Annotated in this window: 24 protein-coding genes; 18 read left to right on the forward strand and 6 right to left on the reverse strand. The window is 73.2% G+C overall.

Annotation, left to right across the window (positions count from 1 at the left end; genetic code table 11):
- The first annotated feature begins 495 nt into the window (after positions 1-495).
- Complete coding sequence (locus tag ACH5A8_RS26585) at positions 496-672, forward strand: hypothetical protein (protein ID WP_399006014.1); 177 nt, start codon at positions 496-498, stop codon at positions 670-672.
- A gap of 10 nt (positions 673-682) precedes the next feature.
- Here ACH5A8_RS26585 and ACH5A8_RS26590 read toward each other — a convergent pair whose 3' ends face one another.
- The 3 genes from ACH5A8_RS26590 to ACH5A8_RS26600 all read right to left on the reverse strand — a co-directional run bounded on the left by ACH5A8_RS26590 (position 683) and on the right by ACH5A8_RS26600 (position 3,224).
- Positions 683-1,189 (reverse strand): GNAT family N-acetyltransferase, encoded by a 507-nt coding sequence (locus ACH5A8_RS26590; protein WP_399006016.1) that lies wholly within the window; start codon positions 1,187-1,189, stop codon positions 683-685.
- A 183-nt stretch (positions 1,190-1,372) separates the two neighbouring features.
- Entirely contained in the window at positions 1,373-1,804 is a 432-nt protein-coding gene (locus ACH5A8_RS26595; protein ID WP_399006018.1) for a hypothetical protein, read from the reverse strand.
- A 208-nt stretch (positions 1,805-2,012) separates the two neighbouring features.
- Positions 2,013-3,224 carry a pyridoxal phosphate-dependent aminotransferase gene (locus ACH5A8_RS26600; RefSeq protein WP_399006020.1) on the reverse strand — a complete coding sequence of 404 codons (1,212 nt, stop codon included), beginning with the start codon at positions 3,222-3,224 and terminating at the stop codon, positions 2,013-2,015.
- A gap of 127 nt (positions 3,225-3,351) precedes the next feature.
- Here ACH5A8_RS26600 and ACH5A8_RS26605 point away from each other — a divergent pair, with 127 nt between their 5' ends.
- The gene (locus ACH5A8_RS26605; RefSeq protein WP_399006021.1) at positions 3,352-4,137 is read left to right on the forward strand and encodes a hypothetical protein; all 786 of its coding nucleotides are present in this window, start codon (positions 3,352-3,354) and stop codon (positions 4,135-4,137) included.
- A 326-nt stretch (positions 4,138-4,463) separates the two neighbouring features.
- The gene (locus tag ACH5A8_RS26610; RefSeq protein ID WP_399006022.1) at positions 4,464-5,327 is read left to right on the forward strand and encodes a serine protease; all 864 of its coding nucleotides are present in this window, start codon (positions 4,464-4,466) and stop codon (positions 5,325-5,327) included.
- A gap of 42 nt (positions 5,328-5,369) precedes the next feature.
- Here ACH5A8_RS26610 and ACH5A8_RS26615 read toward each other — a convergent pair whose 3' ends face one another.
- Positions 5,370-7,019, reverse strand: coding sequence for an amidohydrolase family protein (locus tag ACH5A8_RS26615; protein WP_399006023.1), 1,650 nt, complete (start codon positions 7,017-7,019; stop codon positions 5,370-5,372).
- 299 nt (positions 7,020-7,318) lie between these two features.
- Positions 7,319-8,635, reverse strand: a complete 1,317-nt coding sequence (locus ACH5A8_RS26620; RefSeq protein ID WP_399006025.1) for an amino acid deaminase — start codon at positions 8,633-8,635, stop codon at positions 7,319-7,321.
- 82 nt (positions 8,636-8,717) lie between these two features.
- Between ACH5A8_RS26620 and ACH5A8_RS26625 the strand changes: the two genes are divergently transcribed.
- The 7 genes from ACH5A8_RS26625 to ACH5A8_RS26655 all read left to right on the forward strand — a co-directional run bounded on the left by ACH5A8_RS26625 (position 8,718) and on the right by ACH5A8_RS26655 (position 15,498).
- Positions 8,718-9,788, forward strand: coding sequence for a sugar kinase (locus tag ACH5A8_RS26625; protein WP_399006027.1), 1,071 nt, complete (start codon positions 8,718-8,720; stop codon positions 9,786-9,788).
- Entirely contained in the window at positions 9,785-10,558 is a 774-nt protein-coding gene (locus ACH5A8_RS26630; RefSeq protein WP_399006029.1) for an IclR family transcriptional regulator, read from the forward strand. The genes ACH5A8_RS26625 and ACH5A8_RS26630 overlap by 4 nt, the downstream gene beginning before the upstream one ends.
- Positions 10,555-10,965: a RidA family protein gene (locus tag ACH5A8_RS26635; protein WP_399006031.1), complete on the forward strand. Its 411-nt coding sequence runs from the start codon at positions 10,555-10,557 to the stop codon at positions 10,963-10,965. Before ACH5A8_RS26630 ends, ACH5A8_RS26635 begins: the two co-directional genes overlap by 4 nt.
- Positions 10,966-11,140: 175 nt before the next feature.
- Complete coding sequence (locus ACH5A8_RS26640; RefSeq protein ID WP_399006033.1) at positions 11,141-12,616, forward strand: GntP family permease; 1,476 nt, start codon at positions 11,141-11,143, stop codon at positions 12,614-12,616.
- A gap of 119 nt (positions 12,617-12,735) precedes the next feature.
- Positions 12,736-13,467 (forward strand): hypothetical protein, encoded by a 732-nt coding sequence (locus ACH5A8_RS26645; protein ID WP_399006035.1) that lies wholly within the window; start codon positions 12,736-12,738, stop codon positions 13,465-13,467.
- Positions 13,468-13,596: 129 nt separating this feature from the next.
- Positions 13,597-14,124: a SigE family RNA polymerase sigma factor gene (locus ACH5A8_RS26650; RefSeq protein ID WP_399006037.1), complete on the forward strand. Its 528-nt coding sequence runs from the start codon at positions 13,597-13,599 to the stop codon at positions 14,122-14,124.
- Positions 14,125-14,241: 117 nt separating this feature from the next.
- A complete protein-coding gene (locus tag ACH5A8_RS26655; protein WP_399006038.1) occupies positions 14,242-15,498 on the forward strand; it encodes a hypothetical protein in 1,257 nt (418 codons plus the stop codon).
- A 104-nt stretch (positions 15,499-15,602) separates the two neighbouring features.
- Here ACH5A8_RS26655 and ACH5A8_RS26660 read toward each other — a convergent pair whose 3' ends face one another.
- Entirely contained in the window at positions 15,603-17,336 is a 1,734-nt protein-coding gene (locus ACH5A8_RS26660) for a chitinase (RefSeq protein ID WP_399006039.1), read from the reverse strand.
- A 483-nt stretch (positions 17,337-17,819) separates the two neighbouring features.
- Here ACH5A8_RS26660 and ACH5A8_RS26665 point away from each other — a divergent pair, with 483 nt between their 5' ends.
- From ACH5A8_RS26665 to ACH5A8_RS26700, 8 genes are all read left to right on the forward strand, one after another.
- Positions 17,820-18,632, forward strand: coding sequence for a hypothetical protein (locus ACH5A8_RS26665; protein WP_399006566.1), 813 nt, complete (start codon positions 17,820-17,822; stop codon positions 18,630-18,632).
- 68 nt (positions 18,633-18,700) lie between these two features.
- Positions 18,701-19,408 carry a Flp pilus assembly protein CpaB gene (gene cpaB, locus ACH5A8_RS26670; protein WP_399006041.1) on the forward strand — a complete coding sequence of 236 codons (708 nt, stop codon included), beginning with the start codon at positions 18,701-18,703 and terminating at the stop codon, positions 19,406-19,408.
- Positions 19,409-19,421: 13 nt separating this feature from the next.
- Positions 19,422-20,681 (forward strand): CpaE family protein, encoded by a 1,260-nt coding sequence (locus ACH5A8_RS26675; RefSeq protein ID WP_399006043.1) that lies wholly within the window; start codon positions 19,422-19,424, stop codon positions 20,679-20,681.
- The gene (locus ACH5A8_RS26680) at positions 20,678-21,076 is read left to right on the forward strand and encodes a TadE/TadG family type IV pilus assembly protein (protein ID WP_399006045.1); all 399 of its coding nucleotides are present in this window, start codon (positions 20,678-20,680) and stop codon (positions 21,074-21,076) included. The genes ACH5A8_RS26675 and ACH5A8_RS26680 overlap by 4 nt, the downstream gene beginning before the upstream one ends.
- Positions 21,069-21,500 carry a TadE family protein gene (locus ACH5A8_RS26685; RefSeq protein WP_399006047.1) on the forward strand — a complete coding sequence of 144 codons (432 nt, stop codon included), beginning with the start codon at positions 21,069-21,071 and terminating at the stop codon, positions 21,498-21,500. The genes ACH5A8_RS26680 and ACH5A8_RS26685 overlap by 8 nt, the downstream gene beginning before the upstream one ends.
- Positions 21,501-21,530: 30 nt before the next feature.
- Positions 21,531-22,868, forward strand: a complete 1,338-nt coding sequence (locus ACH5A8_RS26690) for a CpaF family protein (RefSeq protein ID WP_399006049.1) — start codon at positions 21,531-21,533, stop codon at positions 22,866-22,868.
- 19 nt (positions 22,869-22,887) lie between these two features.
- A complete protein-coding gene (locus ACH5A8_RS26695) occupies positions 22,888-23,829 on the forward strand; it encodes a type II secretion system F family protein (protein WP_399006051.1) in 942 nt (313 codons plus the stop codon).
- Positions 23,830-23,861: 32 nt separating this feature from the next.
- Entirely contained in the window at positions 23,862-24,749 is an 888-nt protein-coding gene (locus ACH5A8_RS26700; RefSeq protein WP_399006053.1) for a DUF5936 domain-containing protein, read from the forward strand.
- Positions 24,750-24,764 lie beyond the last annotated feature (15 nt).

Below are 24,764 nucleotides of genomic sequence, written 5' to 3' on the forward strand. Positions count from 1 at the left end.
CGCGGCGTCGGCCCGCGCGCGCGCCCCCCCCCCCCCCCCCCCCCCGGGGCCGGCCCCCCCCCCCCCCCCCCCCCCGGGGGGGGGGGGGCCCCCCCCGGGGGGCCCCCCCCCCCCCCCCGGCTGTGTCGCCGACGGCGCGGCGGTGCGGCTGTGTCGCCGACGGGCGTACACGCACACGGCCGGTTGTGCCGGCTGCAGACGGGCCCGGCCGCGCTGCCGGTGCGCGTGCCCGGCCGGTTGTGCCGTCGGCAGGCGTGCCCGGCCGTACCGCCGGTGCGCGTGCGCGGCCGGTCGTGCCTCGGTGGCGTACACGGTCGTGCCGCCGAGACAGGCGGATCCGGCCGCGTCACCGGTTCGCGTGCTCGCCCCCCGGCTGGTGCGGCGTGTGCCCCCGTCCGCCGCGGGCGCGCCTCACCCGCTCGGCCGACCCCGCCGTATGGCCGGTCCCGCTCCGGGTACTCGGGAGTCCTCCCGGTGAAGGAGCGTGATGAGGGCATGGCTGGAGACGGTGACTTCTACAAGCACGACCGTCCGGACGATCCGGGCCTGGCCGAGGACCGGCCGCGGGGCGGCGGCCCCGAGGACCCGCAAGGGCGCGGCAACTGGCCGGTCTGGGGCGTGGTCCTGGCCATCCTCGTGCTGTTCGTGGTCTTCGTGGTGATCTTCGGCTGACGCGAACCCGTCACAGTGCTCGCTGGAGCAGCACCGTGTCGAGCCAGCGGCCGTGCTTGTGACCGACGGCGGTCAGCCGTCCCGCCTCGGTGAAGCCGAGCCGGCGGTGGAGTGCGTCCGACGCCTCGCTGCCGGGGGCGGTGATCACGGCGATCACCTGCCGTACCCCGGCCCGGGCGCATCCCGCCAGCACCTCGGCCAGCAGGGCGGCCCCGAGCCCGCGGCCGGTGGCGTCCGGGGCGAGGTAGACGGTGTCCTCGACGGTGTTGCGGTACGCGGGCTTCGGCCGCCAGGGCCCGGCGTACGCGAAGCCCACGACGCGCCCCGCCTCCTCGGCGACGAGGAACGGCAGCTCCCGGTCGGCGACGTCCTCGAACTTCAGCTCCCAGTCGGCGAGGGGGCGCGGCGCCTCGTCGAAGGTGGCGTCGCTGTGCAGGGCGTAGTGCCCGTAGATGACGGCGATGTCCGCGAGGTCGGCCCGTACGGCGGGCCGGACGGTGGCGGTGGGAACGGTCACGTCTTCGTCTCTCGCCCGGGGGACACGGCCCGCGCAGTGTAGGGCACCCGGTCCGCGCGTCGCTGCGGGTGCGCGCGGACCGGGGCCGTAGGGGAGCCCCCGGAACTCCGTCCGGTCACGGGCCGGGCGGTGCGCCGCGCGCCGGGCGGGTCGCGCGGGCGGGGCGGGGGCGGAGGTGAGGGTCTAGTGGGCGGCGCCGCTCAGCTTCCGCGGCTTCTCCTGGGCGGCGGCGTGCGCGTCCATCCGCTCGGCCGCCAGGATGGCCGCCTTGGTGTCGGCCCGGGACGCGGCGACGACGAGCGCCCGCCCGGCGAGGGCGTGCGCCCGCTGGTGCAGAGCCGGCTCCTGGCCGGGCGCGCGGCCGGCCGCCGCCGGGGCGCGGAGCGGGGCGTGGCCGCCGCGCAGCCGGGTCACCTGCCCGGCGAGCCGTTCGGCCGCCGCGTCCAGGTCGGCCGAGGGCGGGGCGAGGGCGCGCAGTTCGTCGGTGACGGCGAGCAGCGCCGCGAGATGGCCGGCGAGCTGGATGTCCAACTCCTCCTCGCGGGAGCGGTGGGGGAAGTCGGAGGGGGTGCCGGCCATCGTGTGGACCGACTTGGCGCGGATCGGTTCGTACATGGGATGGCCTCCTGTGCTCTGACAGAAGACATCCTAGCTTAGAACTCGTCTAAAGTTGAGTCCGTTCGCGGAACGGGACCGTGGACACACCGAGGGTGAGCGCGGGGCCGGACGCTCGGCGGCCTCTCCCGTCGCGCCGGGGGCGGACGGCCGGGGCGGGCCGCGTCAGAGGCGGGCCGTCTGGGGCGGTCGCACCCCCGGCGGGCGGTCAGGGCTGGCCGTAGCCCTCGAGGAAGTGGCCGATGCGGCCCACCGCGTCGCGCAGGTCGCCGACCGAGGGCAGGGTCACGACCCGGAAGTGGTCGGGCTCGGGCCAGTTGAAGCCGGTGCCCTGGACGACCATGATCTTCTCGCGGCGCAGCAGGTCCAGGACCATCCGCCGGTCGTCCTTGATCTTGAAGACCTTGGGGTCCAGCCGCGGGAACAGGTACAGCGCCCCCTTGGGCCGTACGCACGTCACGCCCGGGATCTGCGTGAGCAGTTCGTGGGCGACCTCCATCTGCTCCTTGAGCCGGCCGCCGGGCAGGACCAGGTCTTTGATGGTCTGCCGGCCGCTGAGCGCCGCGACCACGCCGTGCTGCCCCGGCATGTTCGCGCACAGGCGCATGTTCGCCAGGATGGTCAGGCCCTCGATGTAGGAGTCGGCGTGGGCGCGCGGACCGGAGATCGACATCCAGCCGACCCGGTAGCCGGCCACCCGGTACGCCTTGGACATGCCGTTGAAGGTGAGGGTCAGCAGGTCGGGGGCGACGGAGGCCGTCGGGGTGTGCGTGGCGCCGTCGTAGAGGATCTTGTCGTAGATCTCGTCGGAGCAGACCAGCAGGTTGTGCCGGCGGGCGATGTCGGTCAGCCCCTTGAGCACGGCCGGATCGTAGACCGCGCCCGTGGGGTTGTTGGGGTTGATGATGACGATCGCCTTGGTGCGGTCGGTGACCTTGCGCTCCACGTCGGCGAGGTCGGGCATCCAGTCGGACTGCTCGTCGCAGCGGTAGTGCACGGCGGTGCCGCCGGACAGGGAGACGGCGGCGGTCCACAGCGGGTAGTCCGGCGCGGGCACCAGCACCTCGTCGCCGTCGTCCAGCAGGCCCTGCATCGCCATCACGATCAGCTCGGAGACGCCGTTGCCGATGAAGACGTGCTCGACGTCGGTCTCGATGCCGAGGGTCTGGTTGTGCATGACGACGGCGCGCCGCGCCGCCAGCAGGCCCTTGGCGTCGCCGTAGCCGTGCGCCGTGGAGACGTTGCGGAGGATGTCCTCCAGGATCTCCGGCGGGCACTCGAAGCCGAACGCCGCCGGGTTGCCGGTGTTCAGCTTCAGGATGCGGTGACCGGCCGCCTCCAGCCGCATCGCCTCCTCGAGCACCGGGCCCCGGATCTCGTAACAGACGTTGGCGAGCTTGGTCGACTGGATCACCTGCATGTCTGGGAGCTTACGACCGGACCCCGGCCGATGGCTCGTGTTCTCCGCCACGTGAGACACCCCCGGGGTGTCGTGTTGACGCCCGCGCCTGTCCCCGCGGCCACTCCGATACCTATGATTTCCGGCCATGTCCATGTCTTCCGACATCCCCGCCGTCCCCCGGGCGGGTGATGGGCCCCAGGCGCCTCAGGGGCTGCCGCCGAACGTGTACCACCCGCAGGCCCCTGCGGCCCCGGCCTACGAGCAGTACGCCGATCCGGCCGCCGCCCACGGGTGGCAGAACGCGTACGACGAGACGCGCGAGATGCCCCCGTTGACGGCGGACGTCCTCGCGGCGCGGGCCGCGGGGGAGCACGCCGGGGAGGAGGGCCTGGGAGCCGGGGACGGCGGCGGCCGGGGTGCGCGCCGGGCCGGGAAGCGGCGGGCCGCCCGTCGTTCGCGGCGCACGGTGGCCGCCGCCGGGGCCGCGGGGGTCGTCTCCCTCGCCGCCGTGATCGCCGGCCTGACGGCACTGGACTCGTCGGCCGACGGATCGCGGGGCGAAGGGGCCCGTACGGAGCCGACGGCCGGAGCGGCGGACACGGCCGGTCCGGACACCGCCCCGACGCCCGGCGCTCCCACCGCCCCCACAGTGACCTCGGCGCCCTCGCGCCAGGCGGTGGCGCCCCCGCCGGCCGCGAGCGCACCGCCCGCCGCCCGTGCGTCCGCCACCGCCACGGCCGGCCCGAGCGTCACCGCCTCGCGCAGCGCCCCGGCCACGCACGCCGCGAGCGCCGCGCCCTCGGACAGGCCCACCGCCTCCGCCCCGCCCGCGTGGAACCCCACCCCTTCGCCGACCGCGGACACCTCGCCCCCCGACAGCTGGGGCCACGGCGGCCGGCACGGCGGGGGCGGCCACTGGCACGGCGGATGACCACCTGGACGGGACAAGAGCCGGTCGCAGACCGGCCGGGCCGCGCGGCCGAGTGACCGGGTGGCCGCGCGGTCGAGTGACCGGGTGGCCGCGCGGTCGGCGGCCGGGCCGAGCGGCCGGCGGCGGACCGAGCGGGGCCGTGCGGCCGGTGGCCGGAGTGCTGCGGCGGTCACGGCGGTCACGGCGGTCGCCCCTCGGCCGTTCCGGCCGTCTCGGCAGTCCTCTCCGCGTTCTTGTGGGCGCCCCCCGCCCGCCATCACAATGCGCATGACAAAACAGGCGGCCGGAAGATCTCCGGTCGTCTGCGTCTCAAGAGGGGACCCCACATGAACAAGCCTCTCCTTGCCACGCTCGCCACCCTGGTGATCACCGGGGCGGGCATGGCACCCGCGGCCGCCGCCGCGCAGACCGGCGGTGCGGCGCCCGCTCCCGCGAAGAAGACGGCCCCCGCGCTCAAGGCCGTCGACTTCGCCGGCACCGTCTCGCTCAGCAACTGCTCCGGTTCGGTCATCCGCTTCCCCGCCTCCGCGGACAGCGACCCGGCGCTCGTGCTCTCCAACGGTCACTGCCTGGAGACCGGATTCCCGGAGCCGGGCGAGGTCATCACCGGCCAGTCCTCCAGCCGTACCTTCGGCCTGCTGAACTCCGCCGGGACCAAGGTCGCCACGCTCCGCGCCAACCAGGTCGTCTACTCGACCATGACCGACACGGACGTCACGATCTACCGCCTGACCAGCACCTACGCGCAGATCAAGAGCGCGTACGGGATCAACGCGCTGACCGTGAGCGACACCCACCCGGTGGCCGGCACCGCCATCAAGGTGGTGTCCGGGTACTGGAAGCGGATCTACAGCTGCAACATCGACGGGTTCGTCTACCGCCTGAAGGAGGGCGGCTGGACCTGGAAGGACTCCGTCCGCTACACCTCCGCCTGCAACACCATCGGCGGCACCTCCGGCTCGCCCGTCGTCGACAACGCCACCGGCAAGGTCGTCGCCGTCAACAACACCGGCAACGAGGACGGCCAGCGCTGCACGGAGAACAACCCGTGCGAGGTCGACGCGAACGGCAACGTCACCGTTCGCGAGGGCATCAACTACGCCGAGGAGACGTACCAGATACCCGCCTGCTTCACCACCGGCAACAAGCTCGCCCTGAACGCGAGCGGCTGCGTCCTGCCCAAGCCGTAAGGCCCGGGCGCAGGCACACGTTCCGAGCGGTACGGCGGGCGGTCACACCGGAGTACGGCGGACCGCCCGCCCCGCCAGCACGTCGGTGCGCCGGCCGTCCTCGATCACGAACCGGCCGTCGATCAGCACGTGGGGGATCCCCGTCGGCGGCGTGCGCGGCCGCTCGAAGGTGGCGCCGGCCGCGACGGTCGCCGGGTCGAACAGGACCAGGTCGGCCCGATACCCCTCGCGCACCACGCCCCGGTCGGGCAGCCGCAGCCGGGCCGCCGGCCGCCCGGTCAGGTGCGCGACGCACTCCTCCAGCGACAGCACCCCCAACTCCCGCACGTAGTGGCCGAGGTAGCGAGGGAAGGTGCCGTAGGCGCGCGGGTGCGGCTTCGTGCCCCGCAGGATGCCGTCGGAGCCGCCGGTGTGGACGCGGTGGCGCATGATCGCCCGTACGTTCTCCTCGTGGCCGACGTGCTGGAGGATCGTCGTGCCCAGCCGGTCCCCGGTCAGCAGACGGCGGGCGACGGTCCACGGGCTCTCGCCGCGCCGGGCCGCCGACTCGGCGACCGTCCGGCCGACGTACTCGGTGAGCGAGGGCTCGGTGACGCCGGAGACCTCGATCGTCCCCCACTCCACCGGCACCCCGTGGCAGCCGTCCGAGCCGGTCGCCTCCAGGTGGTGGCGGATCCGCTCGGCGTCGGCCTCGTCGGCGAGCCGGCCCAGGATCCGCTCGGGGCCGCCCTCGCTCGCCCAACTCGGCAGCAGGGCCACCAGGGTGGTGCAGCCGGGGGTGTAGGGATAGGTGTCGAGGGTGATGTCGGCGCCGGCGGCCAGCGCGTCGTCCAGCAGCGCCAGCAGCTCGGGCGCCCGGCCCTCGTTCGGGCCGAAGTTCATGGTGGCGTGCGCGAGGTGCAGCGGGCAGCCCGCCTCCCCGGTCAGCGCCACCATCTCGGCGTACGCCTCCAGCGCGCCCGCGCCGTAACTGCGGTGGTGGGGGCAGTAGTAGCCGCCGTAGCGGGCCACCACCCGGCACAGCTCGGTGAGTTCGGCGTCCCCGGCGTACATGCCGGGCGTGTAGGTCAGCCCGGAGGACATGCCGACCGCGCCCTGCTCCATGCCCTCGGCGATCAACTCGCGCATCCGGGCCAGCTCTTCGGGCGTGGCCGGGCGGTCGCCCCAGCCCACGGCGAGCGCGCGGACGGTGCCCTGCGGGATCAGGTAGGCCGCGTTGACGGCGATGCCCTCGCCGTCGAAGCCGTGGTCGAGCCGGTCCAGGTACTCGCCCACCGAACGCCAGGTGAAGTCGACGTCGTCGCCGTACCCGTTCCAGCCGGTGATCGCCCGGCGGACCTCGTCGAGCGTGCGGTCGTCGACCGGCGCGTACGACAGCCCGTCCTGGCCGATCACCTCCAGCGTGACGCCCTGGGCGGCCTTCGCGCTGTGGTCGGGGTCGCGCAGCAGCGCCAGGTCGCTGTGGGCGTGCATGTCGATGAAGCCGGGGGCGAGGACCAGGCCCTCCGCGTCCAGCTCACGCCGCGCCCTGGGGCGCTGGCAGCCGGCCGCCGCGGCCTCCTTGACGATCGAGACGATCCTGCCGCCCCTGACCGCCACGTCCGCGCGGTAGGAGGGCGCGCCGGTGCCGTCGACGACGTCCGCGTCCCGGATGACGAGATCGGCGAAGTCGGCGAGCTCGACCGGATCCATGGGTGACTCCTTCCGTCGGCCCTAGGGGCCGGCTCGTGGGGACGGCGCGGCGTGCGCGGCCGGCTCCCGTGGGCGCCCGCCTCCGTGCGCGCCGGCTTCCGGAAGCGGCGCGAGCGCCCGGGGCCGCGCCCGCTCCCGGAAACGCGAGCGCCCGGGGCCGCGCCCGCTCCCGGAAACGCGAGCGCCCGGGGCCGCGCCCGCTCCCGCAAACGCGAGCGCCCGGGGCCGCGCCCGCTCCCGGAAGAGCGTGCGGATGCGCTTCCAAGGGCGGATGTGTTCTCCAGGGCGCGGATGTACTTCTAGAAGAACGTGCGGATGTAGTCGACGACCGTGCCGTCGGCCTCGGCCACCGGGATCAGCGGCCACTTGTCGAAGGACGTGCACGGGTGGGACAGTCCCATGCCGACCCAGTCGCCGACCTGCAGGTCGACCCCCGGCTCGGTGCTCAGCCAGGCGTGCTGGTCGGACAGGCCGGTGACCGTGACACCGGTGGCCGGCCGCTCCACGCCGTCCCGGCGCACCGCCTGCGCGACGGGCAGGTCCAGGTCGTACGCCGCGTCCCGCTTGCCCGCGTTGGTGAACGCCTGCTCGGCCGAGGGCCGGGAGACGACCTGCGTCCACAGGCGGAAGGCGGGCTCCAGGGCGCCCTCCTCGGGGACGCGGTTGAACGGGGTGACCCTCCGGTAGCGGCCGTCGTCGTGCGAGACGTACGCGCCCGAGCGCAGCAGCTTCAGGACCGGCCGCGAGAGTGCGGGGATGTCGGCGAACACGTCGGCGACCGCGTCGAACCAGGCGCTGCCGCCCGCGCTCACCACGATCTCCTCCGTCCCCCGGAACCGCCCGGCCTCGTCGAAGCCGGCCGCCAGGGACACCAGCCGCCGCAGATAGGCCCGCACCCGCTCCGGGTCGGCGTCGGGGACCTCGCCCTCGTACCCGGCGACGCCGACCAGCCGCAGTGCCGGCGCGGCGGCCACCGCGTCCGCGACCGCCGCGCACTCGGCCTCCGTGCGCACACCGGTCCGGGCGCCCGCACCGGCCGCCAGCTCGACCACGACGTCCAGCGGGCGCCCGGCGCCGCGCAGCGCCGCGTCCATCAGCTCCACCCCGCGCACCGAGTCGACGTAGCAGACCAGGCGGAAGGCCGGGTCGGCGTCGAGCTCGGCGGCGAACCAGCGCAGGGCGGCCGGGTCCACCACCTCGTTGGCCAGGAAGACGCGCTCCACGCCGAACCGGCGCGCCACGCGCACCTGGTGCGGCACGGCGAGGGTGATGCCCCACGCCCCGTGCTCGATCTGCCGCTGGAAGAGCCGCGGCGCCATGGAGGTCTTGCCGTGCGGCGCGAAGGCGAGGCCGTGGCGGGCCGCGTACGTCTCCATGAGCTTCAGGTTGTGCTCCAGGCGCTCGGCGGACAGCGCGAGCACGGGGGTGGTGAAGCCGCCGGTGAAGAGGTTGCGGCGCTGGGCCGCCAGCTCGCCCACGGTCAGTCCGTCCGCGCCCGGCGGGAGGCCCTTGAAACGGTGGTCGACGCGTTCCTCGTCCAGGCCGGCGAGTGCCTCGGTGCTCACGGAACCTCCCTGATCAGGTGCGTTGCGAGTGGTGCAACGCTCATTGCGCATGTCGCTCAGAGCTGTCTAACATCTCGGCCACGCGAGGTCAACGGACGTCCCCGCACCCCGGCACCGAGGAGCTACGAGCATCGTGACCGCCACCGGACCCCGCAACGGCACCGACGCCGTGGACGTCGTGGCACTCGGCGAGTCCATGGTCGCCTTCCGGCCCGCGCACCCCGGCCGCCTCGCCGACGTGCCCTCCTTCGAACGCGGCATCGGCGGCGCCGAGTCCAACGTGGCCTGCGTGCTCGCCGCGGCCGGACACTCCGTGCGCTGGGTGAGCCGGGTCGGCGCCGACGGCTTCGGCGACCACCTGGTGGAGACGATCGGCTCCTGGGGCGTCGACGTCACCGCCGTACGACGCGACCCGGACCGCCCGACCGGCGTCTACTTCCGCACCGCCGGCGACCGTGCCACCGACGCCCACGAGGTGGCGTACTACCGGGCCGGCTCGGCGGCCTCCGCGATGTCCGCCGGCAACGTCGACCCGACCGCGCTGCGCGCCTGCCGCGTGCTGCACCTGTCCGGCATCACGGCGGCGCTCTCCGCCGACTGTCTGGAACTGCTGCGCGAGCTGACCGCCCCCGGACCCGGCCGTCCGCTCATCTCCTTCGACGTCAACTTCCGGCCCGCCCTGTGGCGGGACGCCGACGGCCCGCGCGTGCTGCTGGAGCTGGCCCGCCGCGCCGACATCGTCTTCGTCGGCGACGACGAGGCCCGCGCCGCCTGGGACCTGCGCGGCGGCCGGGCCGTGCGCGAGGCGCTGCCCGAGCCGGGGATCGTCGTCTTCAAGCAGGGGGCGGGCGGGGCGGTCGCGTTCGAGCGGGACGCCGACGTGGCCGAGGACGCCGACGGCGTCGCCACGCACGTCACCGCCCCGCGCGTCGACGTCGTCGCCCACGTCGGCGCCGGCGACGCCTTCGCCGCCGGGTTCCTCTCCGCCACCCTGCGCGGCCTGCCCGTACGCGACCGGCTGCGCCACGGCCACCTCGCGGCCGCCGCCGCGCTCACCGTCCCCGGCGACCTCGCCCCGCCGCCCGCCCGCGACCACGCCGACCGGCTGGCCGCCCTCGACGAGGCCGCGTGGGGGAGACTGCGACTCGGCCCCGGCTGGACGCGCACCGCCCGGCGGGCCGAGGAGGAGGTACGCACCCCATGAGCCAGACCGTCGACCGCGCCCTGAGCATCCTGCCGCTGCTCGCCGAGGGACCCGCCGACCTCGGGAGGGTCGCCGACCGCCTCGGCGTGCACAAGTCCACCGCGCTGCGCCTGCTGCGCACCCTCCACGAACACGGCCTGGTCTACCGCCAGTCCGACCAGCGCTACCGCCTCGGCGCCCGCCTCTTCGCCCTCGCCCAGGAGGCGATGGAGAACCTCGACGTCCGCGAGATCGCCCACCCCCACCTCGTCCGCCTCAACGAGGCCTGCGGCCACACCGTGCACCTCGCCGTGTACGAGGAGGGCGAGGTGCTCTACATCGACAAGGTCGACAGCCGCTACCCGGTGCGCATGTACTCCCGGATCGGCCGCCCGGTCGCCATCACCGTCGCCGCCGTCGCCAAGCTGCTCCTGGCCGACCTGACCGAGCCCGAGCGGCGCGCGGTCGCCGAGAAGCTCGACTACCCCCTGTACACGGCCCGTTCGACGCCCGGCCCCGCCGCCTTCCTCACGGAGCTGGCGACCGTGCGCGAACAGGGCTGGGCCACCGACCTCGGCGGCCACGAGGAGTCCATCAACTGCGTCGCCGCTCCCATCCGCGGCGCCGACGGCCGGGTGGTGGCCGCGATGTCGGTCTCCGCGCCGAACGTCGTCGTCACCGCCGACGAACTCCTCACCCTGCTCCCGCTGGTGCGCCGTACCGCGGACGCCATCAGCGGCGAGTACTCCGGCAGAACCCCCGTACCGACCCCAGACAGGGACCCCGCATGACCGAGAAGACCGCCCTCACCCCCAAGACCCACACCGTCCCGCCCGCGAAGTTCTCCCACGGGGTCAGGAAGGGCAACATCCTCCAGGTCGCCGGCCAGGTCGGCTTCCTGCCCGCCGAGGAGGGCAAGCCCCCCACGCCCGTCGGCCCCGGCCTGCGCGAGCAGACCCTCCAGACCCTCGCCAACGTCAAGGCGATCCTCGAGGAGGGCGGCGCGAGCTGGGACGACGTGATGATGATCCGCGTCTACCTCACCGACGTGGACCACTTCGCGGAGATGAACGCGATCTACAACCAGTACTTCGAGGAGCAGGGCCTCACCCAGCCGCCCGCCGCGCGCACCACGGTCTACGTCGGCCTGCCCGCCGGGCTCCTCGTCGAGATCGACGCGCTCGCCGTACTCGGCTGACGCCGCACGGGGCACGCGCCCCGTGATCCTCTCCTGAGCCGAGGCGCTCCCGCCTCCCTCTCCCGCACCGTCGCACGGCACGGCGCCCACCCCCAGGGCGCCGTGCCGCGATGCGCCCTGCCCGAAAGCCCCATGCACGTAAGCCCCTTACGCCCCTTCCGCAGAGGACCCCCGCATGCCCCCTTCGCTCGCTGCCGCCGCCCCCGCCGCGCCCCCGCACACCGGCGGCCTGCTCCTCCTCGTCGACGGCACCCCCGGCCTGCTGCTGGTGGCCGGGATCGGCATAGCGCTCCTGCTCTTCCTGATCATCAAGGCGCGGCTCCAGCCGTTCGTGGCGCTGCTCGCCGTCTCCATAGCCGTCGGCCTGCTGGCCGGCCTGTCCGTCACCGAACTCTTCGGCACGGTCCAGCGCTCGGACGCCGTCTCCACCATCGAGTCCGGCATGGGCGGCATCCTCGGCCATGTCGCCATCATCATCGGCCTCGGCACGATGCTCGGCGCCATCCTGGAGGTCAGCGGCGGCGCGGAGGTACTGGCCTCCCGGCTGCTGGCACTGTTCGGGGAACGGCGCGCCCCCCTCGCCATGGGCCTGACCGGCCTGATCTTCGGCATCCCGGTCTTCTTCGACGTGGGCATCTTCGTCCTCGCGCCCCTCGTCTACGCCGCCGCCAAGCGGGGCGGCAAGTCCATCGTCCTGTACTGCCTGCCGCTGCTGGCCGGCCTGTCCATGACCCACGCCTTCCTGCCCCCGCACCCCGGCCCGGTGGCCGCCGCCGGCCTCCTGCACGTCCAGCTCGGCTGGATCATCCTCATGGGCGTCGTCTGCGGGATTCCCGCCGTACTGGCCGCCTGGGCGTACGCCGCCTGGATCGGCAGGCGTGTCTTCGTCGAGGTGCCGCAGGACATGGTCGAGGCGGCGGCGGAGGCCCGGCGGGCGGTCCTCGCCGAGCAGCGGGCCTCGGGCGTGGAGCCGAGGGAGACGCCGGTGGCGCTCGGCACGGTCCTCGCCATCATCGGCACGCCCCTGGTGCTGATCCTCGCCGCCACCTTCTCCTCGGTGGCGCTCGACCCGTCGACCGGCCGCTCGGTGATCGAGTTCTTCGGCCACCCGTTCGTCGCGCTCACCATCGCCCTGCTGCTGGCGTACTACCTGCTCGGCATCCGCCGGGGCTGGTCGCGCAAGTCCCTGGAGGCGGTGTCCACGGCCTCCCTGAAGCCGGTCGGCAACATCCTGCTGGTGGTCGGCGCGGGCGGGGTCTTCGGCGCGGTGCTGAAGGCGAGCGGGGTCGCGCAGGCCCTCTCGGACACCTTCAACGGCGTGGGCCTGCCGGTGATCGTCCTGTCGTACCTGATCTCGCTGGTCCTGCGCGTCGCCCAGGGGTCGGCGACGGTCGCGATCGTGACGACGGCGGGCATCGTCGCCCCGCTGCTGTCCGAGGGCCACCACTCCCAGGCCTTCGTCGCCCTGGTCATCATGGCCATCTCGGCCGGCTCGATCTTCGCCTCGCACGTCAACGACGGCGGCTTCTGGATGGTGGCCAAGTACTTCGGCATCAGCGAACGCGACACGCTGAAGACCTGGACGGTGCTGGAGAGCGTGCTGTCGCTGGCGGGGTTCGCGGTGGCGGCGGTGCTGAGCCTGTTCGTCTGAGGGCCGTCCGGCGTGATCCGCCGGACATGTCCCGGGCCCGAGGCGCGAGTTGTAGGAGTCTGATAACGAAGTCGGGGGCGACGGTGCCCGGCACAGGTTCGTCGACCATACTGCCCGCTGTGGAGCAGCGCATAGGTGAGAGCAGCCGGCCCCTGAAGAACGAGCCCGTGAAGGGGGCCGGGTTCGACCCGGCCTTCATCCCCGGCCTCACCGCGCCCGCACCGGCCCCGCCGGCGGACGCGGAGCCGGCGACGGGCCCGGAGGGGACCGAGGAGGAGCCGGCGAAGACGCCCGAGGCCGGGACCGCGGAGCCGACGGCCACGGCGGCCGTCGACACGGCCGTCGCCACCGACGACGAGCCCGAAGACGCCCCCGACGGGCCGGTGTTCGAGGCCGCCGACCGGCGCGCCCGGATCGTCGCGGACCACCGGGGCGTGCGTCTGAGTCTGGACGACCAGGAGTGCGAGTTCCGCTGGGACGAGATCGGCGCGGTGGAGACGGAGACGCCGCGCTTCGGCAAGCGCTTCACGGTCACCGTCCACACCCCCGAACGCCGCTGGTACCCCATCGAGATCGAGGCCCCGGCCAGGTCCCGGTTCGCCGAATGGGAGACGCGGTTGGACGCGGTGCTGGACGCGTACTTCGAGGACGGCGACGACGGCGAGCCCGGCGGGGAGGCCGAGGACGCTCCGGCCGACGCGGCCGACGCGGCCGACTCGGATGCCGAGGTCGTCGAGGACACCGAGAGCCACAAGAGCGTCAAGGACGTCAAGGACGCCAAGAACGCCAAGAACGCCGAGGCGTCGGCATCCGACGCGGCGGGCGCCGAGGAGCCGCGCGCGGAGAGGTGACCGCCCGCGGCCGAACACGGCTCGGGCCGCCGGAGAAAACTTTCCGGGACCTGTGAAACATCCTCCGGGGTCCACCGCATCAATGGGGTGAGAGTGCCACGGAGGGCACGGGAGCCGCGGGGAGCGTGCATGGTGCTTGGGCTGGGGATCGGGCGCGGCGAGGGGTACGCGGAGTTCGCCGCGGCCCGTGCCGGGCATCTGTACCGGTCGGCCTGCCTGCTCACCGGCGGGGACACCCACCTCGCCGAGGACCTCGTCCAGGAGACGCTCGGCCGGGTGTACGTGCGGTGGGGGCGCGTCAGCGCCGCGGACAACCCGGCCGGGTACGTGCAGACCGTGCTGACCCGCACCTTCCTCGCCCACCGGCGCCGCCACAGCAGCCGCAGGGAGCGCACCACCGACGTCCTCCCGGAGGTCCCGGGACCGGACGCGGGCGGTGACGCCTCGCTGCGGCTGACGCTCTTCGAGGCCCTCGGCCAACTCGCCCCCAAGGACCGGGCGGTGGTCGTCCTGCGCTACTGGGAGGACCGCAGCGTCGAGGAGACGGCCGCCGCGATGAACACCAGCTCCGCCGCCGTACGGACGCGGTGCGTCCGGGCGCTGGCCCGGCTGCGCGTGCTGCTCGGCGACGCACTCGGCGAGTACGCCAGATCCTGACCGGCTCCGGCCGGCCCCGCACCGGTGCGGCCACCCCGGCGCCGTACCGGAGTCCGCACCCGCCCCGTCCCTCCGCGCACCGATTGCCCATCCACGTTCGAGAAACGGCGGTTCGTCATGCCCGATGCAGACCACGACTCCTTCGAGGAACGGTTCGCCCACGCCCTGCGGGACAGCGGCGAGGCCCTCGGCGCCGGCCCGTACGGCCTGGCCGCCGACGGTGCGGCGCGGGGCCGGCGGCTGCGCGCCCGCCGCCGGGCCGCCGTCCTGGGCGGGGCCGCCGCCGTCGCGCTCGTGGGGCTCGGCGGGGCCCTCATGCTCCCCGGCGGCACGGACGGCGGCAGCGGACGGCAGCAGTCCGCCGCCGGCAGCCCGAAGGCCCGCGCCACCGCCCCCAGCGCCTCCACCGGGACCGAGGCGCCGGCGGTGTCGGCCGGCGAACTCGTCCGCACCCTCGAGAAGCTGCTGCCCGGCGGCCGGTTGAGCCAGGCCGAGGGACGCGGCACGGACGATCACCCCTACGTGCGGGGCGTGTACGACGACGGCAAGGGCAAGGGCGCGGTCAGCGTCTCCATCAACCGCGTCCCGGCCGGCACCCGGGAGGCGGCTCAGAACACGCAGTGTCCCGACAAGGTGTTCATCGCCTACGACAGCTGTGCCACCACGAAGCTGCCCGACGGCTCCGCCCTGATGATCCTCAAGGGCTACGAGTACCCGAACAGCCGCAGCGGTACGAAGCTGTGGCGCGCCGACCTCGTCACCCCGTCCGGCCAGTACATCGACGTACAGGAGTGGAACGCCGCCGCGGAGAAGGACGCTCCCGTGACCCGGGACGAACCCCCCTTGTCCGCGACCCAGTTGAAGGCTCTGGCCACCGCGCGCCAGTGGCGCGCCGCAGCCGACGCGATCCCGCTCGCCCAGCGGCCGCAGCCCGCGCCGAACGAGCCGAAGGGCACGGGTTCCGTCTCGGCGACCCTCGCCGGCCTGCTGCCCAAGGGCGTCAAGACCGTGGGGAAGGGCAACGCCGACCCGGAGTTCGGGTACGTCGTCGTGGACGACGGCAAGGGCGCGAGCCTGGTGCAGCTGAACGACCAGCCCGACATGCGGGACGTGGAGGGCCAGCTCTTCGGCGAGGGCACCAGGACCCTGCCCGACGGAACCAAGGTGGTCACGCGCAAGTCGTCCGGCGACAAGGACATCGAGGGCATCGTCATGTGGACGGTGGACACCATCCGCCCCGACGGCCGCCGCGTCGTGATCAGCGCTTTCAACTCGGGTGCCCAGAACACCCAGGCGACCCGTGAGGCCCCGGCCCTCACCATGAGGCAACTGGAGAAGATCGCCCTCGACCCGAAGTGGCTGGACCTGGGCTGACGACACTCCGGCGGGAGCGGTATCCGCTCTCCTCCGGCCCGCTCGAAAGGCCGGCGCCCGGACCCGCACGGGGTCCGGGCGCCGGCCGTGGCCGGGCGGTGCGGTTACGGCAGTGCGTGGACGTGGGCGCCCACCGAGTTGGACCAGGCGTTGCCGGCCGCCGCGTCCCAGTTGGTGGACCAGGTCATCGCGCCGCGCAGGTCGGGGTAGGCCTTGGCGGGCTTGAAGGCGCCGCAGTTGGTCAGCTTGGTCAGGCAGTCGAGGGCGTTGTTGACGACCGTCGGGGAGACGTAGCCGCCGCCGGCGCCGCTGGGGGAGGCGGGCAGGCCGAGGCCGACCTGGGAGGGGGCGAGGCCGCCCTGGAGCTGGATGCAGGCGAGGGCGGTCAGGAAGTCGACGGTGCCCTGCGAGTACACCTTGCCGTCGCAGCCCAGCATGGCGCCGCTGTTGTAGTACTGGGTGTTGACGACGGTCAGGATGTCCTTGATGTTCAGCGCGGTCTGGAAGTAGCCGGCCGACGTCGACTGCATGTCGATGGTCTGCGGGGCCATCGTGATGACGAGGTTCGGGCCCGCCTTCGCCGACAGGGCGCGCAGCGCCTGCGTCATGTACGTCGGGTTGAGGCCGTTCTCCAGGTCGATGTCGACGCCGTCGAAGCCGTACGTCTGCATCAGGGAGTAGACCGAGTTGGCGAAGTTCGTCGCCGACGTCGAGTCGCTGACCGAGACGGTGCCCTTCTCGCCGCCGATGGAGACGATGACCTTCTTGCCGGCGGCCTGCTTGGCCTTGATGTCGGCCTTGAACTGGTCGACGGTGTAGCCGTTCAGGCCGGCCGAGTCGAGGTTGAAGGTGACGGCGCCGGGTGTGGTGGTGGCGTCGGCGAAGGAGACCGCGATGATGTCGTAGGCGGACGGCACGTCGGAGATCTTCTGGACGGTGGCGCCGTTGTTGAAGTTCTGCCAGTAGCCGGTCACCGCGTGCTTCGGCAGGCCGGTGCCGCCCCCGCCACCGCCGCCCCCGCCGGTGGCCGCCGTCGTGACCGTCACCGCGGCCGACTTCGCGGACTCGCCGGCCGCATTGGTCGCCGTGACCTGGAAGGAGTACGCGGTGGAGGCCGCCAGGCCCGACACCGTCGCCGAGGTGCCCGTCGCGGAGGCGACCTTCGTGCCGTCGCGGTAGACGTTGTAGCCCGTCGCGCCCGAGACGGTGTTCCAGGACAGGGCCACCGAGGACGAGGTGGTCGAGGAGACGGCGAGGCCGGCCGGCGCCGCCGGGATCGTCGGTGCGGGGTTGCCGCCGCCGTCACCGCCGCCGCCCCCGTCGGGGCCGGTGACCGAGATGTCGTCGGCGTAGTAGGCCGCCTGGCCGTACCAGCCGTGCAGGTAGACCGTGACCGAGCTGGTCGAGGAGCCGGTGGTGAAGGTGGTCTGCAGCTGCTTCCAGGTGTTCGTGTCCGGGGTCCACGTCGACACGTCCGTGGTGCCCGTGCCGGTCGCGCCCAGGTAGGCGTAGCCGCCCTGCACCCAGGCGCTCAGCGTGTACGTCGAGTTGGGCTTGACGGCCACCGTCTGGGTGCACTGGGCGTTGTCCTGCGCGGCGGGGGTGGCCTTCAGCGCGGCGGTGCCGCCGTGCACCGGGGAGGAGACGGTCGCGCCGCTGCCGGCCGAGCACGTCCAGTTGCTCAGGCCCGATTCGAAGCCGGCGTTCTTGGCGTTGTTGACGTCGGCGGCCGAAGCCTGGCCGGCGCCCGCGCAGGAGAGGGCGAGCGCCGCGGTGACGGCTCCGGACCAGATGCTCAGCGGCCGAAGCCGTCTGCCTGGCGTGCGTACGCGGTCCACTGGGGCCTCCGGGGGAGAGGAAGGGGAGACGAGAGAGGGGAGGAGCAAGGGGAAGAACAGGGGAGTGCGGGGAACGATCACGGAAACAGAAGCGTGCTGCACGGTGGCCACCGTTGGTCGTACAAGTTGGTCCAGACCAATTGCCTTGTCAAGAGGTCCAGACCAAAAACGGCCCGCGTGCCCGCCCGCTCCTCGCCGCCCGGAGGCCCCTGAACGAGGGCGCGTGGTCAACGCGTTGACCGGGATCCACGCTTTCGGGCCCGACCTGCGCACGTGACCTGTCCCGTTTTGAAGCGACTTGCGCATGCACAGTTGTCACCCAGCTGCACAATCGCTGTTCTCCGGCCCCGAAGGCGCGGATACAGTGCTCAGGTAGTCACGCAGTGAAGTCAACTCGGTGCGCCGGCAGGGAACGACGGCGGGCCGTCGGGGGTCGATCGGGGAGCTCGCGTGTCAACTGCGATCGCTGTGACCAGTGGCGACATGGCTCTGCCCGCGCAGGACGAACGGACCGTGCCCGCCGTGGTCCTGGACGGCCTGGACCGGCAGCCGCTCGAGCAGACGCTCGACGCGATGCGCGCCCTGCTCGACCAGCACGGCCATGTGATCGTCGTGTGCTCGCAGGCCGTCCCCAGCGGTGTGGAACGCCGGCTCCACACCGTCCGCTCCCTGCTGGAGAGCGACCGTATCGCCCTGTTCCGTCCCGCCCTGCCGCCGCTCGGAATCGCCGTCCTGGCCCGCCAGTTACGCCAGCTGGCCTCCTGCGACCTCAGTCCCGGCGTGCTCGCCTCGGCCGGCCGGCTGCTCACCCACTACGTCCACGCCGGCGCGGTGCTCAACTCCGTCACCCGCCTCGACCGCGTCCCCGTCGGCCTGAAGGCGCACGCCAGGTCCTGGGTACCGGGCAGCCACTTCGGAGTGATCGCCCACCCCGAGCCGCAGCTCGTGCGGATCGGCCCCGAAGCCGCCCTCGCCGGGCCCGACTTCGGCACCTGGATGCTCGTCGCCAAGGGCCAGCTCCAGTCCGACTGGACCCAGACCGTCCTCGCCCCCGCCTGGCAGGTGCTCGGGCTGCGCGAGGCCCCCCTGCCCGCCGAGTCCGCCGCCTGGTGGGGCACGGGAAGACTCGTCGAGTTCTGCACCTACCTGCCCGACCTGTCGGTCCTCTACCAGCTGGTCACCTCGGTGCGCCAGGGCGCGTGCCACTGGTGCGGCATCGACGTCATCGGAGACCGCTGCGTCTTCTGCTCCGCCACCGCGCCGCCGGCCCACGAGAGTCACACCCCCACCGGATAACCGCCGAAAGCCCCGAACCGCCCGCCATCAGCTCCGCTCGACCGCTATCCAACGAGGTTGCACGGTTCATGAACTCCCGTCAGCGCCGCGGCGTGATACTCCTGCTCCTGTCCGTCCTGTGCGCCCTCGGCGCCTTCGCGGGCGTGCTCTCCGTCATCGGCGACGTCAAGTCCAAGGTCGGCCCCGAGGTCACCGCCTACCAGCTCCGGACCGACGTGAAGCCGTACACGACGCTGGACACGAGCCAGTTCGAGAAGATCAGGATGCCCAAGCGGTGGCTGTCGCCGAACGCCGTCACCGACCTCGCCCAAATCCGAGGCAAGATCGCCGTCACCACACTGCGCCAGGGCTCGCTGCTGCAGAACGACATGATCGTGAACCAGCCCGCCCTGCGGCCCGGGCAGCAGGAGGTCGCCATCATGATCGACGCGGCCACCGGCGTCGCCGGCAAGATCACCCCGGGCTCCACCGTCAACGTCTACGCCACCTTCGCGGGCCAGCGGCAGGGCGACCCCGCCCAGTCCAAGATCATCGTGACCGACGCCAAGGTGCTCGACGTGGGCCGCATCACCGCCCTCGACCCCAACGCGGACAACAGGAGCCAGCAGCCCAGCGAGGTCGTCCCCATCACCTTCGCGCTCTCCGCCCTCGACGCCCAGCGCGTCACCTACGCCGAGTCCTTCGCCCAGCGGGTCCGGCTCGCGCTGGTGGCGCCCGGCGGCGACACCGGCGTCCCGGCCAAGGACCGGACCTACGAACTCGCGAAAGACAAGTGAGAGGCCCGCAGCCATGCCCACCAGGATCCTCCCGGCAGCCGGCGACGCGGACGCGGTCCGGTCCATCACCACACTCCTCAGCCAGCTCCCCGACGCGGAGCCGGTGACCCCCGTCGCCGACTCAACCCAGCTCATCGACACCCTCGCCCGCCTGGCCGCCGAGTCCGTCGACGAACTGCCCGAGGTCGTGGTGGTGCACGAGCGGATCGGTCCCGTACCGGCCCTGGAGCTGATCCGCGAGGTGGCCCTGCGCTTCCCCGCCGTCGGCGTCATCCTCATCACCTCCGACGCGAGCCCCGGCCTGTTCTCCGCCGCCATGGACTCCGGCGCGCGCGGCCTGGTCGCCCTGCCCCTGGGGTACGAGGAACTGGCCAGCCGGGTCCAGGCGGTGGCCCAGTGGTCGGTGGGCGTACGACGCCATCTGGGCCACGGAGGCGACGTGTTCACCGGCGTCGGCGGACGCGTGATCACGGTCAGCGGCGCCAAGGGAGGCGTCGGCGCCACCCTCACCGCCGTCCAGCTCGCGCTGGCCGCGCAGGCCTCCGGGCACAGCACCGCCCTCGTCGACATGGACCTCCAGAGCGGCGACATCGCCTCCTACCTGGACGTCCAGTTCCGCCGCTCGGTCGTCGACCTCGCCGCCATCACCGACATCTCCCCCCGCGTCCTCGCCGACGCCGTCTTCCGCCACGACACCGGTATCGCCCTGCTCCTCGCCCCCGGTGAGGGCGAACGCGGCGAGGAGGTCACCGACCGCGCCGCCCGCCAGATCGTCAGCGCCCTGCGCTCCCGCTACGAGGTCGTCGTCCTGGACTGCGGCGCCCGGCTGGACGGGGCGAGCGCCGCCGCCGTGGAGATGGCCGACACCGCGCTGCTGCTCACCACCCCGGACGTGGTCGCCGTACGCGCCGCCAAACGGACGGTGCGGATGTGGGACCGGCTGCAGATCCGCAAGGCCGAGGAGACGACCGTCGTCGTCAACCGCCACACCCGCGGCACGGAGATCCAGCCGCCGCTCATCCAGAAGATCACCGCCACGCCGGTCGCGGCCACCGCCGTCCCGGCCGCCTTCAAGGAACTCCAGGGAGCCGTCGACGCCGGCCGCCTCCACGAACTCGACAACAAGAGCACCGTCAAGCAGGCCCTGTGGGGCCTCGCCGCCGAACTCGGCCTCGTCAAAAGGGCCGACGGCGAGCGCAGGAGCGGCGGCCGGATGCGCGGCGGCGACCGGGGCTCGGTGAGCTTCCGGCGCCGCAGGGAGGCGGGAGGATGAACAGACGCGGGGCGTCGCGCTTACGCGGCGACAGCGGGCAGGTCGCCATCGAGTTCCTCGGGATGGCGCCGACCATCATCATCACGCTGGTGCTGCTGTGGCAGTGCGTGCTGCTCGGCTACACGTACACGCTCGCGGGGAACGCCGCGGACGAGGCGGTGCGTGCGGGGACGGCGGCGCAGGGGGACCCCGAGGCCGCTTGTCAGCGGGAGGGCGTGAAGGACCTGCCGAGCGCATGGCAGGACGGGGCCGACATCACCTGCGGCGGGCGGGGGAGCGGCTACATCAGGGCCACCGTCGAGCTGCACGTGCCCGTCCTCGTCCCCGGACTGATCGACTTCCCCATCCAGGTGAAGGCCCACGCCGGCGCCGTCGAGGAGGTGACGGATGACTGAGCCGCCGTACGCCCGCCCGCCCGCCCGCGCTCACCGCCGCGACCGGGGCGGCCCGCCCGAGCGCCGCTCGGGCCGCGACCGCGGGCAGGTCGCCATCGAGTACCTGGGGTTCGTCCCGATCCTGATGCTGGTCGCCATGGGGGTCATCCAGATCGGCCTCGTCGCCTACAGCGCCCAGCAGGCCGGCACGGCGGCGCGGGCGGGGGCGCGCGCCGCCTCACTGGACCTGAGCGCCCAGCAGGGCTGCCTGGAGGCCGTGTCCTCCTCGCTGCGGGGTCGTACGACCTGCGACGAGGCCCCGGGCGACGGCACGGTCACCGTCACCGCCACGGTCCGCATCCCGTCCATCATCCCCATGTGGGACCCCATAGGCAGCACCAGCAAGGACGCGACCATGCCGCTCGACCACCCGCCGACCCGCTGAACGAGGAACGGACCGAGGAGCCCTGGACCCATGAGCCTCCGCGCACGCATCAACTCCCCCGAGGAGCAAGGCAGCCGGGGCGAGGACGGTCACCTCGTCGCCTCCTACCGGGCGAAACTGCTGGAGGAGATCGACCTCGCGGAGATGAGCTCGCTGGCCGCCGCCGACCGCCGGGCACGGCTGGAGCGCGTCCTCGGGCACATCATCAGCCGCGAGGGACCGGTCCTGTCGACCGTCGAACGCGCCCAGCTGATCCGCCGCGTCGTCGACGAGGCGCTCGGCCTCGGCATCCTCGAACCGCTCCTCGAGGACGCCTCCATCACCGAGATCATGGTCAACGGCCCCGACGCGATCTTCGTCGAGCGCGGCGGCCGGGTCGAACAGCTGCCGTTCCACTTCGCCTCCACCGAGCAGCTGATGCAGACCATCGAGCGGATCGTCTCCACGGTCAACCGCCGCGTGGACGAGACCAACCCCATGGTCGACGCCCGTCTCCCCTCCGGTGAGCGCGTCAACGTGATCATCCCGCCGCTGTCGCTCACCGGCCCGATCCTCACCATCCGCCGCTTCCCGCGCTCCTTCACCCTCCAGGAGCTGATCGGCTTCGGCTCGCTCGACGAGCCCATGCTGTACCTGCTGGCCGGACTGGTGCAGGCGAAGTTCAACATCATCGTCTCGGGCGCCACCGGCACCGGCAAGACGACCCTGCTCAACGCCCTGTCCGGCCTGATCCCCGGCGGCGAGCGCATCATCACCATCGAGGACTCCGCCGAACTCCAGCTCCAGCAGGCCCACGTCATCCGCCTGGAGTCCCGCCCGCCGAACGTCGAGGGCCGCGGCCAGATCAGCATCCGCGACCTCGTCCGCAACTCCCTGCGGATGCGCCCCGACCGCATCGTCGTCGGCGAGGTCCGCGGCGGCGAGTCGCTGGACATGCTCCAGGCGATGTCCACCGGCCACGACGGCTCGCTCGCCACCGTGCACGCCAACAGCGCCGAGGACGCGCTGATGCGGCTGCAGACCCTGGCCTCCATGTCCGACGTCGAGATCCCCTTCCCGGCCCTGCACGACCAGATCAACAGCGCCGTCGACGTGATCGTCCAGCTCACCCGGTTCGCCGACGGCGCCCGCCGCGTCACCGAGATCGCCCTGCTCGACAGTCACGGCAGCGAGCCGTACCGGCTGACGACCGTGGCCCGCTTCGCCGCGCGACCCATGGCGGCCGACGGCCGGATCCACGGCGCCTTCGCGTACCACCCGCTGCCCCGCCGCGCCGCCGACCGCCTCTACATGGCGGGCCAGCCGATCCCCCAGGCCTTCGGCGTCGCCCACTCCGCAGAACAGCTGGCCACCCGAGAAGCCAGGTAGGCAGGTAGGAACCGACCCCATGGAACTGAGCACCCTCGTCACCCTCACCACCGGCGTCACGCTGCTGACCTGCGTGCTGGCCGTCGTGGGCCTGCACGCCTACACCACCGGCAGGGCCCAGCGGGCGGCGCTCGTCGACCGGCTCGCCCAGACCGGGCAGGTCACCTCCGGCCGCCGGCGCCGCTTCCGCGGCCTCGACCGCCGCCTGCGCCGCACCAGGCTCGGCCGCAGGCTGGAGCTGCGGCTCGCCGCCACCGGCCTGGACGTCACCCCGGGCGAGTTCTTCGTCTACATGCTCGCCGCGGTCGCCGCGCTCTGGCTGATCGGCCAGGCCGCCCTGGCCCCCTTCTTCGGCCCGCTCGCCGGCCTCCTCGGCATCTGGGCGGCGCTGCAGTTCCTCGGCTGGCAACGCCAGAAGCGGATCGAGAAGTTCATCAACCAGCTGCCCGAACTGGCCCGCATCCTCGCCAACGCCACCCAGGCCGGCCTCGCCCTGCGCACCGCCGTCGGCATGGCCGCCGAGGAACTGGAGGCCCCGGCCGGCGAGGAACTGGGCAAGGTCGCCCACCAGCTGGCCCTGGGCGCGTCGATGGACGACGCCCTGGGAGAACTCGCCGACCGGCTCCCCTCCCGCGAACTCGTCGTCCTGGTCACCACGCTGGTCCTGTCCAACCGCGCCGGCGGCCAGGTGGTGAGCGCCCTGCGCAACCTCACCGAGACCCTGGAGGAACGCAAGGAGACCCGCCGCGAGGTCCGCACCCAGCTCTCCCAGGTCAACATGACCTCGTACGCGGTCCCCGTGCTCGGCGTCGGCGCGCTGTTCCTGATGAACGGCGTCAAGGCCGGCGCGCTGGACCGCATGACGGGCTCCCCGATCGGGCAGGGCGCGGTCATCGTCGCGTTCGCGCTGTACGCCGTCGGGTTCTTCCTCATCCGCCGCCTGTCCCGCATCGACGTCTGACCCGGCCCGCACACGGAAGGAGGAGGACGGCAATGGCACTGCTGCTCGCACTCGTGATGGGCCTCAGCGTCTGGGGGGTCTTCGCCGGCATCCGCATGTACCGGGCGGACGCCCGACTCCCCAGCGACCTCGCGCTCGCCCTGGAGGTCGGCTCCACCCGCACCGGAGCGGTGGACTCCGTCATCGACCGGCTCGGCATGCGCTACGCCCCCGCCGTGCTGCGCCTGATGGGCCCGGGGCTCGTCGCCAGGTACCGCCGCAAGATCGACATGGCCGGCAACCCGGGCGGCCTCACCATCGACCGCTACGCGGCCAGACGGGCGGTGTACGGCTTCCTGGGCGGCGTCGGCGGACTGGTGTTCGTCCTGCGGGGCCAGTACTTCGTGGCGCTGATCCTGCTCGCGTTCGGCGCGCTGTGGACGGAGGTCGGCATCTGGTCGGCCATCCGCGTCCGCAAGGACGTCATCGAACGCACCCTGCCGGACTTCCTCGACGTCCTCGCCGTCGTGGTGAGCGCGGGCCTCGGCTTCCGTCAGGCGCTGGACCGCGTCGCCTCCCGGTACGAGGGCCCCTGGGCGGACGAACTGCGCATCACCCTGCGGCAGATGGACCTCGGCATGAGCCGCCGCCAGGCCTTCGCGGAACTGCGCCGCCGCAACGACTCCGAGCAGGTCGCCATGTTCGTCTCCGCCCTCCAGCAGGGCGAGGAACTGGGCGCGCCGATCGTCGACACCCTCGTGTCCCTGGCCAAGGACATGCGCCGCACCGACGCGCAGAACGCCCGCCGCAAGGCCGCCCGCGCGGTCCCCAAGGCCACCATGATGATCACCACCTTCATGGTCCCCGCCACGATGATCCTCCTCGGCACGGGCCTGCTCCTGGGCTCCGGCGTCGACTTCGACTCCGTCACGGGGAAGTGAGGGCGGGTGGCCACG

The sequence above is a fragment of the Streptomyces sp. NPDC018610 genome (genome assembly GCF_044391765.1).
Lineage (GTDB): Bacteria > Actinomycetota > Actinomycetes > Streptomycetales > Streptomycetaceae > Streptomyces.